Origin of the sequence: Streptomyces sp. NPDC051576 (genome assembly GCF_040681835.1) — a bacterium.
GTDB lineage: Bacteria > Actinomycetota > Actinomycetes > Streptomycetales > Streptomycetaceae > Streptomyces.
In genome coordinates, this window is the sequence record NZ_JBFAZO010000011.1 from 25303 (window position 1) to 40339 (window position 15037).

Below are 15037 nucleotides of genomic sequence, written 5' to 3' on the forward strand. Positions count from 1 at the left end.
TTCGTTCGTGTACAGGTGGAGGGACAGCGCATGACGATCAAGGACACTCCGGAGGAGTGGGAGATCCGAACGACCACGACCCCCTTCGTGGGCAACAAGACCTCCGTGCGCACCGACGACGTGGTCATGCCCGGTGGCGCGGTCGTGCACCGCGACTACCAGGTCCACCCCGGTTCCGTGGGCGTCCTCGCCCTCGACGGGGCGGACCGGGTGCTGGTCATCAAGCAGTACCGCCACCCCGTACGGCAGAAGCTGTGGGAGATCCCGGCCGGACTGCTCGACGTCCCCGGCGAGAACCCGCTGCACGCCGCGCAGCGCGAGCTGTACGAGGAGGCGCACGTCAAGGCCGGGGACTGGCGGGTGCTGACCGACGTCTACACCACGCCCGGCGGCTGCGACGAGGCCATCCGCATCTTCCTCGCCCGCGATCTGTCCGAGGCCGACGGACAGCGCTTCGAGGTGGAGGACGAGGAGGCCGACATGGAGCACGCGCGCGTGCCCCTCGACGAGCTGGTCCGCGGGGTGCTCGCGGGGGACCTGCACAACAACTGCCTCGTCGTCGGCGTCCTCTCGCTGGTCGCCGCCCGGCACGGCGACGGCCTCGACGCGCTGCGCCCCGCCGACGCGCCGTGGCCCGCGCGTCCCTTCGAGTCCTGAATCCAACCCTCTGTTCCCGTCGGCGCTTTGGTGTGACGATCGGCTGATCCGATCGGGGGATGTGCCCGCCGCGCTCCGCACGATTCGTCGCAGAGCGTGAACTAGGCTCTGGAATTACCCGATCCGGAGTCCCGGCGGGCTATGCGCGTGCAGTGGGACGGGAGTGTGGCCCGTGACGGATCAGGCGGTGGACGCAGACGGCGTGAAGCTGTCCGAGGACGCTTCTGCCGAGGGCCAATTCCTGGGCCGCACAAGAGAGTTGAAGGAGTTGCGCGCCGACATCGAGCGCGCGGGCCTGGACACCATCGCCGGCCGCAAGGCCCCCCGCGCGCGCGTCCTCCTCATCGCGGGCAAGCCCGGTTCCGGCCGCAGCGCCCTCGCCGAGGAACTCGTCCGACAGGTCGCTGACCGTTACGACCACGGTGTGCTCCGGGCCCGGCTCAGCGAGCCCGACGGCACCCCCGTCCCGACCGAGCGCACCGCCCGCGAACTGCTCACCGCCCTGGAGCTGCCGACCCCGGCCGGCGCCTCCGAGGACGACCTCTCGGACATCCTGCGCGGGGCCCTCGCCGACCGGCGGGCGCTGCTCCTGCTCGACGACGCGGCCGACGCCGAGCAGGTCGACGCGCTGCTGCCGGACACCCCGGACTGCCTGGTCGTCGCCGTCTCCGGCGGCCCGCTGACCGGCATCGCGGACGTCCGCCCGTGCACCCTGGGCGGCCTCGACACCAAGTCCGCGCTGGAACTGCTCACCCGCTACACCGGCGCGGTCCGCATCACCGTCGACCCGCGCGCCGCCGAGGGCCTGGTCGAGGTGTGCCGGGGGGAGCCGGCCGCGCTGACCCTGGCCGGCGGCTGGCTCGCCGCCCGGCCGCAGGCCGCCGTCGCCGACCTCGCCAAGCACCTGAACACCGAGAGCGACGAGGGCACCGCGCTGAGCCGCGTCTTCCGGCTGGTCTACGGCTCGCTGCCCAGCCCCGCCGCCCGGATACTGCGACTGCTCTCCCTCGCCCCGGCCGGCCTGGTCGACCCGCAGACCGCCTCCGCGCTGGCCGGCTGCTCGGTCAACGGCGCCCGCGCCACCCTGGACGACTTCGTCACCGCGGGCCTGCTGCACGCCGTGGACTCGCCGCAGCCGCAGTACGAGGTCCCCGGCTGCCTGCACCCCCTGCTGCGCGCCCTCGCCGACAGCCAGGACCGCCCGGCCGAGATCCAACTGGCCCGCGCCCGCATGCTGGAGCGGACCGTACGGCTGCTCCAGTCCTGCCGCGCCATCACCGAGACCGACAGCCCCCAGGCCCGCGAAAAACTCCTCGGCACACCCCGCTCGCTGCGCTTCCCGACCCCCCGGGCCGCCGCCGACTGGCTGCGCGTCAGCCAGCCCGCCCTGCTGGCCTGCGCCCGGCTCGCGGTCGCCGACGGCGAACTCGACACCCTGGCCCGCCGGTTGATGGCCCAGCTCGTGCGGGCGATGGTCGCCCACTTCGGCACCCAGGCCGCCGCGCCCGAGCTCTACGGCATCCACCGCCTCGTCCTCGACGTGGCCGAGCGGCGGAACCTGCCCCGCGAGAAGGCCGCGGCGCTGCTGAACCTCGCCGATCTGGACGCGCAGACCGGCCGTACGACCGAGGCGCTGGCCCGCTACCGGGCCGCGCTGGACGCCGGACGCGAAGCGAATGACCCCTACGCGACCGGTCGCGCGATGGAATCCGTAGGCGGTGCGCACCAGGAGCTGGGGGACCACGACCGGGCCGCCGACTGGTTCGGCCGCGCGCTGGCCCAGCGGCTCGCCCGGGACGAGCGCGCGGAGGCCGCCCGGCTGTACGGCCGGATCGCCGCCGCGCACACCTACGCTGGCCGCTACGGCGAGGCGCTCAGGAACTGGCGGGCGGCCGTCGTCGGCTACCGCAAGAACGGCGACGCGCCAGCCCAGGCACGGGCGTTGAGCGAGCTGGCGCGGGTCCAGGAGTACGCGGGCCGCCCCGAGGAGTCGCTGCTCACCTGCCACGAGGCCGTCGAGTGGGCGCGCCGCGCGGAGGACGTACGGCTGCAGGCGGCACTGCAGCTACGGCTGGCCGACACCCTCGACCGGCTCGGCGACCCGGCGTCCGCCGCGCTGCACCGCGGGACGGCCGAGCGGATGCTCGGCGAGGAGCTCCAGGAGGGCGATCCCGCCCCCGAATCCCTGGAACATGACGCTAACGCCTGCGAAATCCGTAGTACACCTAGCGAAGATTGATGCATTGAAAGGCTAGACACCGAGAACACCTTCATTAGACTGGCTCTGCCGCACCTTCTCCTGCGGTCTCCCGGTGCGCTCACGCATGTCCGGGTATGAGATGTATTGCCCTACACCCTCTGAGCCAAGGACCGTGATCGACGTGAAGGTCGGCATCCCCCGCGAGGTCAAGAACAACGAGTTCCGGGTGGCCATCACCCCCGCCGGCGTGCACGAGCTGGTGCGCCACGGCCACCAGGTCCTCATCGAGCAGAACGCCGGCGTCGGCTCCTCGATCCCGGACGACGAGTACGTGTCGGCGGGCGCGAAGATCCTCGCCACCGCCGACGAGGTCTGGGCCGCCGCCGACCTGCTGCTCAAGGTCAAGGAGCCCATCGCCGAGGAGTACCACCGCCTCCGCAAGGACCAGACGCTCTTCACGTACCTGCACCTGGCCGCCTCCAAGGAGTGCACCGACGCGCTCATCGAGTCCGGCACCACCGCGATCGCCTACGAGACCGTCGAGCTGCCCGGCCGCGCCCTGCCGCTGCTCGCCCCGATGTCGGAGGTCGCGGGCCGGCTGGCCCCGCAGGTCGGCGCCTACCACCTGATGCGCTCGGTCGGCGGCCGCGGTGTGCTCCCCGGCGGTGTCCCCGGCACCCAGCCCGCGCGGGCCGTCGTCATCGGCGGCGGTGTCTCCGGCTGGAACGCGACGCAGATCGCCGTCGGCATGGGCTTCCACGTCACGCTGCTCGACCGCGACATCAACAAGCTCCGCGAGGCCGACAAGGTCTTCGGCACCAAGGTCCGGGCGATCATGTCCAACTCCTTCGAGCTGGAGAAGGCCGTCCTGGACGCCGACCTCGTCATCGGCGCGGTGCTCATCCCGGGCGCCAAGGCCCCGAAGCTGGTCACCAACGAACTCGTGGCGCGGATGAAGCCCGGAAGTGTGCTTGTCGACATCGCGATCGACCAGGGCGGCTGCTTCGAGGACTCGCGTCCCACCACCCACGCCGAGCCGACCTTCCCGGTCCACAACTCGGTCTTCTACTGCGTCGCCAACATGCCCGGCGCGGTGCCGAACACGTCCACCTACGCGCTCACCAACGCCACGCTGCCGTACATCGTGGAACTCGCCGACCGGGGCTGGGCCGAGGCGCTGCGAAGTGATCCTGCTCTCGCCAAGGGTCTCAACACCCATGACGGCAAGGTCATTTACCGCGAGGTCGCCGAGGCGCACGGACTGGAGCATGTCGAGCTGGAGTCCCTGCTCGGCTGACGCCGCCGACCAAGTCACCGTTCGGTAAAAGGCGATACGTCAACACAGGTCGTCAACACCGCGCGCCCGGCCGGACCTTGCCCGACAAGGTCCGGCCGGATGTGTGTATGGTCACTTTGCGGCACTCGGTCAACTCGCGCCGAACATAACCCTTGACCCGATTCGTGCACCGGTGAAACCTGCCGTGCGACTGCCGTACGCCCTTGACAGAGGGATGTTTCATTGCCGACACATCGGGCCGGGTAAGGCGGATTGTGTTGCTGCGAACGCCCGACACGCCATAGAGTCGCCAACCGTCGGCATGGTGCCACGCTGACCTATCGAGAAGTTCCCTGGTCACCAAGGAGGTAAGACGACTTGTGAATGAGTCGACATTTTCTCCCGGGGGTGGTCAACCAGGAATGCCGGCAAGGGGCCAGGAGCCCGCGGGGTTCGAGGCTGTCGGCTCCGTCGCTGTGCGCACCTTCGCAGCCCAACAGGGTCACCAGCAGCCAGGGGTGACCAAGCCAGCACACCAGAGCATGGATGGCCATCACGTGAACGCCATGGCCGGCGACGGAAGGGGCGCGCCCCGCAACCAGTTCGCCGACTACGACGAACTGCCCGACGGGCACTTCTACGACCCCGACGCCGAGTACGAGCCCGATCCCGAGTACGCGGCCACGCTCGCGCCCGACGCGGCCCGCCAACGCCGTGAGCGCGTGGGCCCGACCGGACGCCCGCTGCCGTACTTCCCGATCCCGGGTCCGCTGACCAGTCACGGCCCCGCGACGATCATCGCGATGTGCAACCAGAAGGGCGGCGTCGGCAAGACCACGTCGACCATCAACCTGGGTGCCGCGCTGGCCGAGTACGGACGACGTGTCCTGCTCGTCGACTTCGACCCGCAGGGCGCGCTGTCGGTCGGACTCGGCGTGAATCCCATGGAGTTGGACCTCACCGTCTACAACCTGCTCATGGAGCGGGGCATGTCGGCCGACGAGGTGCTTCTCAAGACAGCGGTCCCGAACATGGACCTGCTGCCCAGCAACATCGATCTCTCCGCCGCCGAAGTGCAGTTGGTGAGCGAGGTCGCGCGCGAGTCCACCCTGCAAAGGGCGTTGAAGCCGCTGATGGCCGACTACGACTACATCGTGATCGACTGTCAGCCCTCCCTCGGCCTGCTCACCGTGAACGCCCTGACGGCGGCCCACAAGGTGATCGTGCCGCTGGAGTGCGAGTTCTTCGCGCTGCGCGGTGTCGCGCTGCTGACCGAGACCATCGAGAAGGTCCAGGAGCGGCTCAACCCCGAGCTGGAGCTCGACGGCATCCTCGCCACGATGTACGACTCCCGGACCGTGCACAGCCGTGAGGTGCTCGCCCGCGTGGTCGAGGCGTTCGACGATCACGTCTACCACACGGTCATCGGGCGCACGGTGCGCTTCCCGGAGACCACGGTCGCCGGTGAGCCGATCACCACGTACGCCTCCAACTCCGTCGGTGCCGCCGCCTATCGCCAGCTCGCCAGGGAGGTGCTCGCCCGGTGTCACGCCGAGTGAGTCTGCCGGGGGCCGACGAACTGTTCCGTACGACAGGGGGGATGGCGCTCCAGGCGTCCAGCCCCAGGCGCCAGTCCAACGGCGAGGCGCGGGTACCGGCTCCGGCGGGGGAGAGCGACGGTGCCGCCGCCGGGGAGGACGCTCCGCAGTCCGTACCCGCCCAGGGCGGGGACGGCGAGGGCGCGGAGCATGTCGCGGCCGACGCGGACGCGGGCGAGTCCCGCAGCCGGGCCACGGAGGGCTCCGTACGCCGTCAGGAGGCGCAGGAAGGTTCTGCCGCCGGGCAGCCCCGCAAGCGCGGCCGACAGCCCGCCCAGCGGCGCCCCAGCGGGCGGGAGCGACACGACGAGAAGATCACCGTGTACGTCTCCGCCGAGGAACTGATGGACCTGGAGCACGCCCGTCTGGTGCTCCGGGGTGAGCACGGTCTCGCGATCGACCGCGGGCGGATCGTGCGCGAGGCGGTGGCGGTCGTCCTGGCCGATCTGGAGTCCCGCGGGGACGCGAGCATTCTCGTCCGCCGGCTCCGCGGGCGGTAGCGGTAGCCTGCGGGGGCCATGACCTCGAACGACGCTCCCGCCGCCGGCGCATCCGCCGGACGTCGGCGTGCGCTGGGCAAGGGGCCGGGTTCGGCTCCGGAGCCCGAGGCCGTCGTAGAAGAAGCGGCGGTCGTAGAGGAAGCCGTAGAAGAACCTGCGGAAGAACCCGACGACGGTGTCTTCAAGGTGCGGCTCGCCAACTTCGAGGGGCCCTTCGATCTCCTCCTCCAGCTGATCTCGAAGCACAAGCTCGATGTCACCGAGGTGGCGCTGTCCAAGGTCACCGACGAGTTCATGGCGCACATCCGGGCGATGGGCCCTGACTGGGATCTCGACCAGACGACCGAGTTCCTCGTCGTCGCCGCGACCCTGCTCGACCTGAAGGCGGCCCGGCTGCTGCCCGCCGCCGAGGTCGAGGACGAGGCCGACCTCGCGCTGCTGGAGGCCCGGGACCTGCTGTTCGCCCGGCTGCTCCAGTACCGGGCGTACAAGCAGATCGCCGACATCTTCAACCGCCGCCTCGACGAGGAGGCCCGGCGCTACCCCCGTACCGTCGGCCTCGAACCGCACCACGCCGAGCTGCTGCCCGAGGTGGTCATCCGGATCGGCCCGGAGGGCTTCGCCAAGCTCGCCGTGAAGGCGATGCAGCCCAAACCCAAGCCGCAGGTGTACGTCGACCACATCCACGCGCCGCTGGTGAGCGTGCAGGAGCAGGCCGGGATCGTGGTGGCGCGGCTGCGGGAGCTCGGCGAGGCCAGCTTCCGCACGCTGGTCGAGGACGTCGACGACACCCTGACCGTCGTGGCGCGGTTCCTGGCCCTGCTGGAGCTGTACCGCGAGAAGGCCGTCGCCCTGGACCAGGAGACCGCGCTCGGCGATCTGCTCGTGCGCTGGACCGGTGGGGAGGCGGCCGAGCCCATGGTCACCGACGAGTTCGACCGGCCGCCCGAGCCGATCAAGGACGAGCCGATCAAGGATGGTCCCGCCAAGGAGGAGAAGGCGTGAGCGAGGAGACCACCTCAGTGCCCGTGGGCGGGCCCGCCGTCGCGGAGCTCGACCTCAAGCCCGCGCTGGAGGCCGTCCTCATGGTCGTGGACGAGCCCGCGACCGAGGAACACCTCGCGAAAATACTCCAGCGGCCCAAGCGGCGGATCGCGGACGCGCTGCGTGAGCTGGCCGACGAGTACACCGTCCAGGGGCGCGGTTTCGAGCTGCGGCTGATCGCCGGTGGCTGGCGTTTCTACTCCCGGCCCGAGTTCGCGCCGGCCGTCGAGGGCTTCGTCCTGGACGGGCAGCAGGCCCGGCTCACCCAGGCGGCCCTGGAGACGTTGGCGGTGGTCGCGTACCGCCAGCCGGTCAGCCGCAGCAGGGTCTCCATGGTCCGCGGAGTCAACTGCGACGGGGTGATGCGCACCCTGTTGCAGCGCGGTCTGGTCGAGGAGGCGGGCACGGAACCCGAAACAGGTGCGATCCTGTACACGACGACGAACTACTTTCTGGAGCGGATGGGCCTGCGCGGCCTGGACGAGCTACCGGAACTCGCGCCCTTCCTCCCTGAGGCGGAGGCGATCGAGGCGGAGACGCTGGAAGGAGTCCCGTCGTTCGATCCGGATGCACCGGATGCAGATGCAGACGACACGACGACGACGGAACTTTGATGCGAAGCAGTGGCAGTGGCAGTGGCGGCGGCAATGGCCGGAGCGGCGGGCGTGGCAACCCCCGCGGGACCGGCGGGGGCGGCAATCCCCGTGGTTCCGGTGGAGGTGGCGGCTCCCGGGGTTCCGGTGGGTCCCAGCCCAGGGGCGCGGGCGGGCGCGACGACCGGCCCAAGCGCGCCGGAAAGCCCCGTCCCGAGGAGCGCCGCTACGACGTAGGCCCCACGGGGTCCCACGAGGGCCCCAAGACAGGGCGTGGCGCCTCCGCGCGCGGCGGTGCCAAGGGCGGCCCCAAGCAGGGCCAGGGCACCGGACGCGGGCGTTCGGTGCCGGCGACCTCGCGGGAGTACGACGCGCGGGCCGAGGAGCGCAACCGGGAGCGGTACGCGGGCAAGAAGGACATCAAGCCGCCCAAGACCTTCCCGGGCGCCGAGCAGGAGGGCGAGCGGCTGCAGAAGGTCCTCGCACGCGCGGGCTACGGCTCCCGGCGCTCCTGCGAGGAGCTGATCGAGCAGTCCCGCGTCGAGGTCAACGGCGAGATCGTGGTCGAGCAGGGCCTGCGGGTCGACCCGGAGCACGACGAGATCAAGGTCGACGGGCTGACGGTGGCGACGCAGTCGTACCAGTTCTTCTCGCTGAACAAGCCCGCCGGAGTCGTGGCCACGATGGAGGACCCCGAGGGCCGGCAGTGCCTCGGCGACTACGTCACCAACCGGGAGACGCGGCTCTTCCACGTCGGCCGGCTCGACACCGAGACCGAGGGTGTGATCCTGCTCACCAATCACGGCGAGCTGGCGCACCGGCTGACCCACCCCAAGTACGGCGTGAAGAAGACCTACCTCGCGCACATCGTGGGCCCGATCCCGCGCGATCTGGGCAAGCAGCTCAAGGACGGCATCCAACTGGAGGACGGGTACGCGCGCGCGGACCACTTCCGGGTCGTCGAGCAGACCGGCAAGAACTACCTGGTCGAGGTGACCCTCCACGAGGGCCGCAAGCACATCGTCCGCCGCATGCTCGCGGAGGCCGGCTTCCCGGTCGACAAGCTGGTCCGCGTCTCCTTCGGCCCGATCACCCTGGGCGACCAGAAGTCGGGCTGGCTGCGACGGCTGTCGAACACCGAGGTCGGCATGCTGATGCAGGAAGTCGATCTGTAGAAGCGGTAGTTGTGTGCGGCCGGTTCCGGGGGCTCCGGGGCCGGCCGCTTCGGTTTGGTCGGGGGGTGTGCGGTGGCTTCGTGCAGCCCGACGAGTCCGCGGAGGCGGCCGCCAAACTGGAGTACAGCGGCCTCGCCACCGCCTTGTGTCCGCCCCTGCTCCGGACGACCAGGGAAGGATGTCCCGCATGACCACGACCAGTGTCCGCAAGCGTGCCGCCACGGGAGCCCTGGTGGGGCTCGCCCTCGGGGACGCGCTCGGCTTCCCGACCGAGTTCAACGACGTGCCGGACATCCTCGCCAAGTGCGGTCCCTGGCGGCAGATGGAACTGCCGAGGCCCGCGATCGTCACCGACGACACCCAGATGACACTGGCGTTGGGGCGGGGCCTGCGAACGGCCATGGAACGAGGGTTGCTTGGGCCCAGGCGCATGGAACGGCCGGTGCGCGAGGAGTTCGTGGACTGGTACCAGTCGCCGGACAACAACCGTGCCCCCGGCCGGACTTGTCTCGTCGCCTGCAACCTGCTGAAGACCGAGGACCGGCTCTGGCAGGACGCCAGCCAGATCGGCTCGAAGGGCTGCGGGGCCAACATGCGCGTAGCCCCGATCGGACTCGTCCCCGGCCTGAGCGACGAACAGCGGTCCGGGGCAGCCCAGTTGCAGTCCGCGCTCACCCACGGACACCCCACCGCCCTCGCCGCGTCCGACCTCACCGCACACGCCGTACGACTCCTCGCACAGGGCGTCGAGCCCACGGGACTCGTCGGGCTGCTGCGGTCGTACGCGATCGAGAACCGCACCCGCTACCACCACCGCTGGCTCGGCGACCTGTGGACGCGCAGTCAGGACCCCACACCCGAGCACTTCATCGCGCGCGGCTGGGACGACTGCCTGGAGATCGTGGACCGCCTCCAGGACGCCTTGAGGACCCCCTCCCCGGAGACCGACCCATGCCTGGCCACTGGCGCGGGCTGGATCGCCGAAGAGGCCCTGGCGACCGGCCTGTTGTGCTTCCTCCTCTTCGCCGAGGAGCCGGTGACCGCCCTCCGCCGGGCCGCCTGCACGTACGGCGACTCGGACTCGATCGCCTGCCTCACGGGGGCCTTCGCGGGGGCGTATCTGGGGGAGGAGGCATGGCCGGAGGAGTGGGCGGGACGGATCGAGTACCGGGGGGACCTGCTGGGGCTGGGCGCGCTCTGGGACGCTTGACGGATGATCGACGACGTTCTGGACATCGACCTCGAATCCGTGGTGGCCGAGCAGCCCGACCCGCTGCTCTTCGCCACGGTCTCCGGCGCGCACCTCTACGGCTTCCCGTCCCGCGACTCGGATGTGGATCTGAGGGGCGTGCACCTGCTGCCGACCGCCCAACTCGTCGGCCTGCGTGAGCCGGACGAGACACGGTCGAAGATGTGGCTGCGGGACGGCGTCGAGATGGACCTCGTCACCCACGACCTGCGCAAGTTCGTACGGCTGATGCTGCGGCGCAACGGCTATGTGCTGGAGCAGTTGTTGTCCCCGCTCGTCGTGCACACCACCGACGCCCACCGGGAGCTGGCCGCGCTCGCCCCCGGCGTCCTCACCAGCCATCACGCGCATCACTACCGGGGGTTCGCCACGACACAGTGGCGGCTGTTCGAGAAGACGGGTGAACTCAAGCCGCTGCTCTACACGTTCCGTGTGCTGCTCACCGGCATCCACCTGATGCGCAGCGGCGAGGTGCAGGCCCATCTGCCCACGCTCGTCGGGGTGGTCGAGGCCCCGCCGTACGTCACGGAGCTGATCGCGGTGAAGGCCGAGCGTGAGCACGGGGCCGCCGACGTCGACCACGCGCGCGTGCGGGCCGACATCGAGCGCCTGCACGGCGAACTGGACGCGGCGCAGGGGGAGTCAGCCCTGCCGGACGCCCCGAGTTCCTACGACGCCCTGCACGACTTCGTCGTACGGGTCCGGCTGGAGGGCTGAGGCGCGGCGGACCCGGGTCAGGAAGTCCTCCACGCGAGCGCGGTCCGGTTCGGGTGGGAGCGGGGTGCGGGCCGCTGCCTCTTCCGTCTCCGTCGCCAGGCGGGTCATCCAGGACTCGACCTGTGGCCAGGGGACTTCGCCGTGTTTGACGGTGAGCAGGGGGTCGCGCTGGGCTCCTACGTCGATCGTGAGGGTGCCCGTGCGGAGCAGGTCGCGGGCGCTCATCAGGAGGCGGAGCAGGTGCATCGCGTGTTTCCAGCGGGGCGCTCCGTGCCGGCGGATGTCGGCCTCCAGCTTCTTGCGCTGGCCGAGCGCGTAGCGCGTGAACGTCTCGTGGACCCGGCGGGAGAGGAACGCGCCGCGCAGGGCGAGGAGTTCACGGCCGGTGGCGTCGGCGTGCTCGACGAGGGGGGAGTGGAGGCACTCCAGGATGTTGGGGTTCGCGCGCAGGGCCAGTTCGCAGAAGCGCTCCAGCTCCCAGCTGAACTGCTCCTCCGCCGGGCCCTCCACGTGTGTCGGCGGCTTGTCGAAGCGCCAGAAGAGGGGGGTGGGGGCGACGAACACACCCCGGCGGTCCGTGTCGCTCGTGTCCGTCGCCAGGCCGAAGGCGCGTGAACCCATCACACAGGCGTAGATGGTGTGGTCGCGGACCAGGGCTTCGGGGTGCATGCCGGGAGCGTACGCGGCACATCACGCCAGGCGGATCGAATTTCCCTCCACCTTGATCTGCTCCGTCGGCAGCGGTTTCGGTGCCGGGCCGGACTCCACCGAACCGTCCGCGACGCGGTACTTGCTGCCGTGGCAGGGGCAGTCGATGGTGCCGTTCGCGACGGTGCCCACCGTGCAGCCCTGGTGGGTGCAGATCGCCGAGAAGGCCTTGAACTCGTCCTTCGTCGGCTGGGTCACCACGATCTTCTGGTCCTTGAAGATCTTGCCGCCGCCGACCGGGATCTCGGACGTCTTCGCCAACTCCTGGCCACCGGTGGCCTGTACGGACGACGAGCCCGAGGAGTCGTTGCCGTCGCCGTACTTGCTGCATCCCGCGGCGAGCGCGGCGGCCGCACCCGTCGCGAGAACCGTGCGGCGCGTCGAACTGTCGGTCATGTAGTCACTCCGAAGGTGCGGAAGAACCAGAGGGCGGATGTCAGCCAGATCAACGTGAGGGCGGTGAAGACCAGTCCGCCGACCAGCGGCAGCAGCCAGCCGGGCAGGCGCTCCGAGCGGAGCAGCAGCATCTTGGCACTGAAGGCACCGAAGAACAGGCAACCGAGGACGGAATGCCACATCACGCGTGTCGAGTACGTCTGATAGCCGAAGGCATAGAGGCAGTGCACCGCGACCGGCACCGCCACCAGGAACGCGATCCGCCCCGACCAGCGGTGCAGGGTCGCCGACCAGCTCGGTCCCGGCAGCCTGCCGTAGACCATGAAGGCCGAGACGACCTGGACGAGGGCGAAGAAGAACGCGGTCGTCGCGAGCCAGGACTTCACCGCGCCCGTGCTGCTGAAGCCGGCGAGGTTGAAGGCGGTGCCCGCCGGGTCGTGGACCTTGCCGTAGGCGCCGAGTCCGACGGCGACGGCCGCGGCCACCAGGGCCGGGACCAGATAGCGGGCGGGGCTGTCGCGGTGGCGCGGGGGCGGGGGGTAGGACTGCGTGGCGGCGTTCGGGTCGGCGGTCATGATCGGCTCCCTGAGGCGGATGGTGGGTCAGGGGGTGACGGGTTGTGCCGTGAGCTGCTGTCCGTCGACGGTGACCGCGCCGGTCTCCGGGTCGATACGGGGTGCCGCGGTGGCCTTGCCGTCACGGGTGACGATGCCGGTCTGGCGGCCGTTGGGCAGCACGATCCAGCCGCCGTCGATCTTGGCGCCGCGCACCTTGGCGGTGGCCCGCCACAGCCCGGACGGCTTGACGGCCTTGGCGGCGGTGAACGCGTAGGACCGGCCCTCGTCCTTGACGGTGCCGCGGATCTTCGTGCCCTGCTGGAGCTTGCCGTCGAGCACGGCGCCGTTCTTGGCGGTGAGCCGCATCGTGCCGTCGTCCTCGACCGGGCCCCGCAGCCACGCCTCCTTGTAGCGGCCGTCGCAGAAGTAGGCGACCGCCTTTCCGTCCCGGATCGACACGGCGACCGAGGCCGCGTCGTCGTCGGTGCGGCCGGCGTAACTGGCGTTCGGCACAGGAGTCTTGGAGGGGGTCGGGCTGGGTGTCACGGTCGGTGTGGGTGTGGGTGACGTGGAGACCGACCGCGCCGGTGACGGGTACGTTTTCGTCGACGAGACGGTCTTCGTCCCCGATGTCGCGTTGAGTGTGAGCATGAACAGGCCCAGCAACAGGCCCGTCAGAAGTGTGAGCAAGGGTCCTGGACGCTTCAAAGTGGGCCTCCCCCGAGGCGGGCTACCAGCCCATGAGAGCGGACTCGGAGCCATGCGTAAAGAGGCATACCGGGATGATCTCACCCCGATCGGTGACCGTCTCAGCGTGCGGGCGCCGCGCGCCCCCACCGGACGGGCTGACTAGGCTGGATGCAGCAGGAGCCGTACATCAGAGACGTAGATCAGCGAGGAGCCAAGCCGTGGCGGTACGAGCGGTCCGGGGCGCCGTCCAACTGGACAGGGACGAGGCCGGCCACATGGACGAGCAGGTCGGAGCGCTGCTCACCGCCGTCCTGGAGCGGAACGGCCTCACCGCCGACGACCTGATCAGCGTCTGGTTCACGGCCACGCCCGATCTGCACAGCGACTTCCCGGCGGCCGCCGCCCGCAAGCTCGGCGACGGCTTCGCCGACGTGCCCTTGATCTGCGCCCAGGAACTCGACATCGAGGGCGCGATGCCCCGAGTGGTCCGGGTCCTCGCGCACATCGAGTCCGACCGCCCCCGCGCCGACATCGCGCACGTCTACCTCGGTGCCGCCGCCGCCCTGCGCAAGGACATCGCCCAGTGAGGACCGCGCTCGTCATCGGTACCGGGCTCATCGGTACGTCCGCCGCGCTCGCGCTCGCCGCACGCGGCGTCGTCGTCCACCTCACCGACCACGACCCCGAGCAGGCCCGTACGGCCGCCGCGCTCGGCGCCGGCACCGACGAGGCGCCGGGCGGCCCGGTCGACCTCGCGATCGTCGCCGCGCCGCCCGCGCTGGTGGCCGGGGTGCTCGCCGACGCGATGCGCCGGGGTGTGGCCCGCGGCTACCTGGACGTGGCCAGCGTCAAGGGCGGACCGCGTCGCGAGTTGGAGGCGCTCGGCCTCGACCTCTCGTCGTACATCGGCTCGCACCCCATGTCCGGGCGCGAGAAGTCGGGTCCGCTGGCCGCGACCGCCGACCTCTTCGAGGGCCGCCCCTGGGTGCTGACGCCCACCCGTGACACGGACACCGAGGTGCTGAACCTCGCCCTGGAGCTGGTCTCGCACTGCCGCGCCGTGCCGGTCGTCATGGACGCCGACGCCCACGACCGCGCGGTCGCCCTCGTCTCCCACATGCCCCACCTGGTGTCCAGCATGGTCGCCGCGCGGCTGGAGAACGCCGAGGAGGCCGCCGTACGGCTGTGCGGGCAGGGCATCCGGGACGTCACCCGGATCGCCGCGTCCGACCCCCGCATGTGGATCGACATCCTGTCCGCGAACCCGGGGCCGGTCGCCGACCTCCTCTCGGACGTCTCCGCCGACCTGGACGAGACCGTACGGGCGCTGCGTGCCCTGCAGTCCTCCGACGACGTCAAGCGGGGCGAGGGCGTCGCCGGCATCGAGGACGTACTGCGCCGCGGCAACGCCGGACAGGTCCGGGTTCCCGGCAAGCACGGGTCCGCTCCGCGGGTCTACGAGGTTGTCGCCGTGCTCATCGACGACCAGCCCGGACAGTTGGCCCGGATCTTCGCGGACGCGGGGATGGCCGGGGTCAACATCGAGGACGTACGCATCGAGCACGCGACCGGGCAGCAGGCGGGGCATGTGCAGCTGATGGTGGAGCCGAAGGCGGCGCCAGTGCTGAGTGCTGCGCTGCGGGAGCGGGGCTGGGCGATCCGGCAGTAGTACCGCTC

At 70.7% G+C, this 15037-nt stretch carries 16 protein-coding genes; 12 read left to right on the forward strand and 4 right to left on the reverse strand.

The features are described 5' to 3' along the window. The first annotated feature begins 30 nt into the window (after positions 1-30). The 10 genes from AB0M63_RS31690 to AB0M63_RS31735 all read left to right on the forward strand — a co-directional run bounded on the left by AB0M63_RS31690 (position 31) and on the right by AB0M63_RS31735 (position 11009). Positions 31-657 carry an NUDIX hydrolase gene (locus AB0M63_RS31690; protein ID WP_366021823.1) on the forward strand — a complete coding sequence of 209 codons (627 nt, stop codon included), beginning with the start codon at positions 31-33 and terminating at the stop codon, positions 655-657. Between the two features lie 172 nt (positions 658-829). Further along, the gene (locus AB0M63_RS31695; RefSeq protein WP_366021824.1) at positions 830-2896 is read left to right on the forward strand and encodes a tetratricopeptide repeat protein; all 2067 of its coding nucleotides are present in this window, start codon (positions 830-832) and stop codon (positions 2894-2896) included. 142 nt (positions 2897-3038) lie between these two features. Further along, on the forward strand, positions 3039-4154 hold the full coding sequence (gene ald / locus AB0M63_RS31700) for an alanine dehydrogenase (RefSeq protein WP_366021985.1): 1116 nt from the start codon (positions 3039-3041) through the stop codon (positions 4152-4154). A 401-nt stretch (positions 4155-4555) separates the two neighbouring features. Next, positions 4556-5692, forward strand: coding sequence for a ParA family protein (locus tag AB0M63_RS31705; RefSeq protein WP_355921614.1), 1137 nt, complete (start codon positions 4556-4558; stop codon positions 5690-5692). Next, positions 5677-6231 carry a hypothetical protein gene (locus AB0M63_RS31710; protein WP_355921617.1) on the forward strand — a complete coding sequence of 185 codons (555 nt, stop codon included), beginning with the start codon at positions 5677-5679 and terminating at the stop codon, positions 6229-6231. The genes AB0M63_RS31705 and AB0M63_RS31710 overlap by 16 nt, the downstream gene beginning before the upstream one ends. 18 nt (positions 6232-6249) lie before the next feature. After that, complete coding sequence (locus AB0M63_RS31715; protein WP_355921620.1) at positions 6250-7236, forward strand: segregation/condensation protein A; 987 nt, start codon at positions 6250-6252, stop codon at positions 7234-7236. 80 nt (positions 7237-7316) lie between these two features. Continuing rightward, positions 7317-7889, forward strand: a complete 573-nt coding sequence (gene scpB, locus AB0M63_RS31720) for an SMC-Scp complex subunit ScpB (protein WP_366021986.1) — start codon at positions 7317-7319, stop codon at positions 7887-7889. Then, complete coding sequence (locus AB0M63_RS31725; protein WP_355921626.1) at positions 7886-9043, forward strand: pseudouridine synthase; 1158 nt, start codon at positions 7886-7888, stop codon at positions 9041-9043. The genes scpB and AB0M63_RS31725 overlap by 4 nt, the downstream gene beginning before the upstream one ends. Positions 9044-9230: 187 nt before the next feature. After that, the gene (locus tag AB0M63_RS31730) at positions 9231-10253 is read left to right on the forward strand and encodes an ADP-ribosylglycohydrolase family protein (RefSeq protein ID WP_366021825.1); all 1023 of its coding nucleotides are present in this window, start codon (positions 9231-9233) and stop codon (positions 10251-10253) included. A gap of 6 nt (positions 10254-10259) precedes the next feature. Continuing rightward, positions 10260-11009 carry a nucleotidyltransferase domain-containing protein gene (locus AB0M63_RS31735; protein WP_366021987.1) on the forward strand — a complete coding sequence of 250 codons (750 nt, stop codon included), beginning with the start codon at positions 10260-10262 and terminating at the stop codon, positions 11007-11009. Here the strand turns inward: AB0M63_RS31735 and AB0M63_RS31740 are convergent. The 4 genes from AB0M63_RS31740 to AB0M63_RS31755 are packed head-to-tail and all read right to left on the reverse strand — an operon-like array spanning position 10935 to position 13378. Next, complete coding sequence (locus tag AB0M63_RS31740; protein ID WP_355921632.1) at positions 10935-11678, reverse strand: nucleotidyltransferase domain-containing protein; 744 nt, start codon at positions 11676-11678, stop codon at positions 10935-10937. The genes AB0M63_RS31735 and AB0M63_RS31740 overlap by 75 nt on opposite strands. A 21-nt stretch (positions 11679-11699) precedes the next feature. Then, entirely contained in the window at positions 11700-12113 is a 414-nt protein-coding gene (locus AB0M63_RS31745; protein ID WP_366021826.1) for a Rieske (2Fe-2S) protein, read from the reverse strand. Continuing rightward, positions 12110-12688 (reverse strand): DUF6529 family protein, encoded by a 579-nt coding sequence (locus AB0M63_RS31750; RefSeq protein WP_366021827.1) that lies wholly within the window; start codon positions 12686-12688, stop codon positions 12110-12112. Before AB0M63_RS31750 ends, AB0M63_RS31745 begins: the two co-directional genes overlap by 4 nt. 27 nt (positions 12689-12715) lie before the next feature. After that, entirely contained in the window at positions 12716-13378 is a 663-nt protein-coding gene (locus AB0M63_RS31755; protein WP_366021828.1) for a hypothetical protein, read from the reverse strand. A gap of 200 nt (positions 13379-13578) precedes the next feature. On the opposite strand from AB0M63_RS31755, the gene aroH reads away from it, so the two are divergent. Both aroH and AB0M63_RS31765 read left to right on the forward strand, forming a co-directional pair. Continuing rightward, a complete protein-coding gene (aroH, locus tag AB0M63_RS31760; protein WP_355921644.1) occupies positions 13579-13947 on the forward strand; it encodes a chorismate mutase in 369 nt (122 codons plus the stop codon). Continuing rightward, a complete protein-coding gene (locus AB0M63_RS31765) occupies positions 13944-15029 on the forward strand; it encodes a prephenate dehydrogenase (RefSeq protein WP_366021829.1) in 1086 nt (361 codons plus the stop codon). Before aroH ends, AB0M63_RS31765 begins: the two co-directional genes overlap by 4 nt. Positions 15030-15037 lie beyond the last annotated feature (8 nt).

Coding starts and splice junctions, on each gene's coding strand:
- AB0M63_RS31750 (WP_366021827.1), bottom strand. CDS start 12,688: ATGACCGCCGACCCGAACGCCGCCACGCAGTCCTACCCCCCGCCCCCG.
- AB0M63_RS31745 (WP_366021826.1), bottom strand. CDS start 12,113: ATGACCGACAGTTCGACGCGCCGCACGGTTCTCGCGACGGGTGCGGCC.
- AB0M63_RS31715 (WP_355921620.1), top strand. CDS start 6,250: ATGACCTCGAACGACGCTCCCGCCGCCGGCGCATCCGCCGGACGTCGG.
- AB0M63_RS31690 (WP_366021823.1), top strand. CDS start 31: ATGACGATCAAGGACACTCCGGAGGAGTGGGAGATCCGAACGACCACG.
- AB0M63_RS31705 (WP_355921614.1), top strand. CDS start 4,556: ATGCCGGCAAGGGGCCAGGAGCCCGCGGGGTTCGAGGCTGTCGGCTCC.
- AB0M63_RS31740 (WP_355921632.1), bottom strand. CDS start 11,678: ATGCACCCCGAAGCCCTGGTCCGCGACCACACCATCTACGCCTGTGTG.
- scpB (WP_366021986.1), top strand. CDS start 7,317: ATGGTCGTGGACGAGCCCGCGACCGAGGAACACCTCGCGAAAATACTC.
- AB0M63_RS31730 (WP_366021825.1), top strand. CDS start 9,231: ATGACCACGACCAGTGTCCGCAAGCGTGCCGCCACGGGAGCCCTGGTG.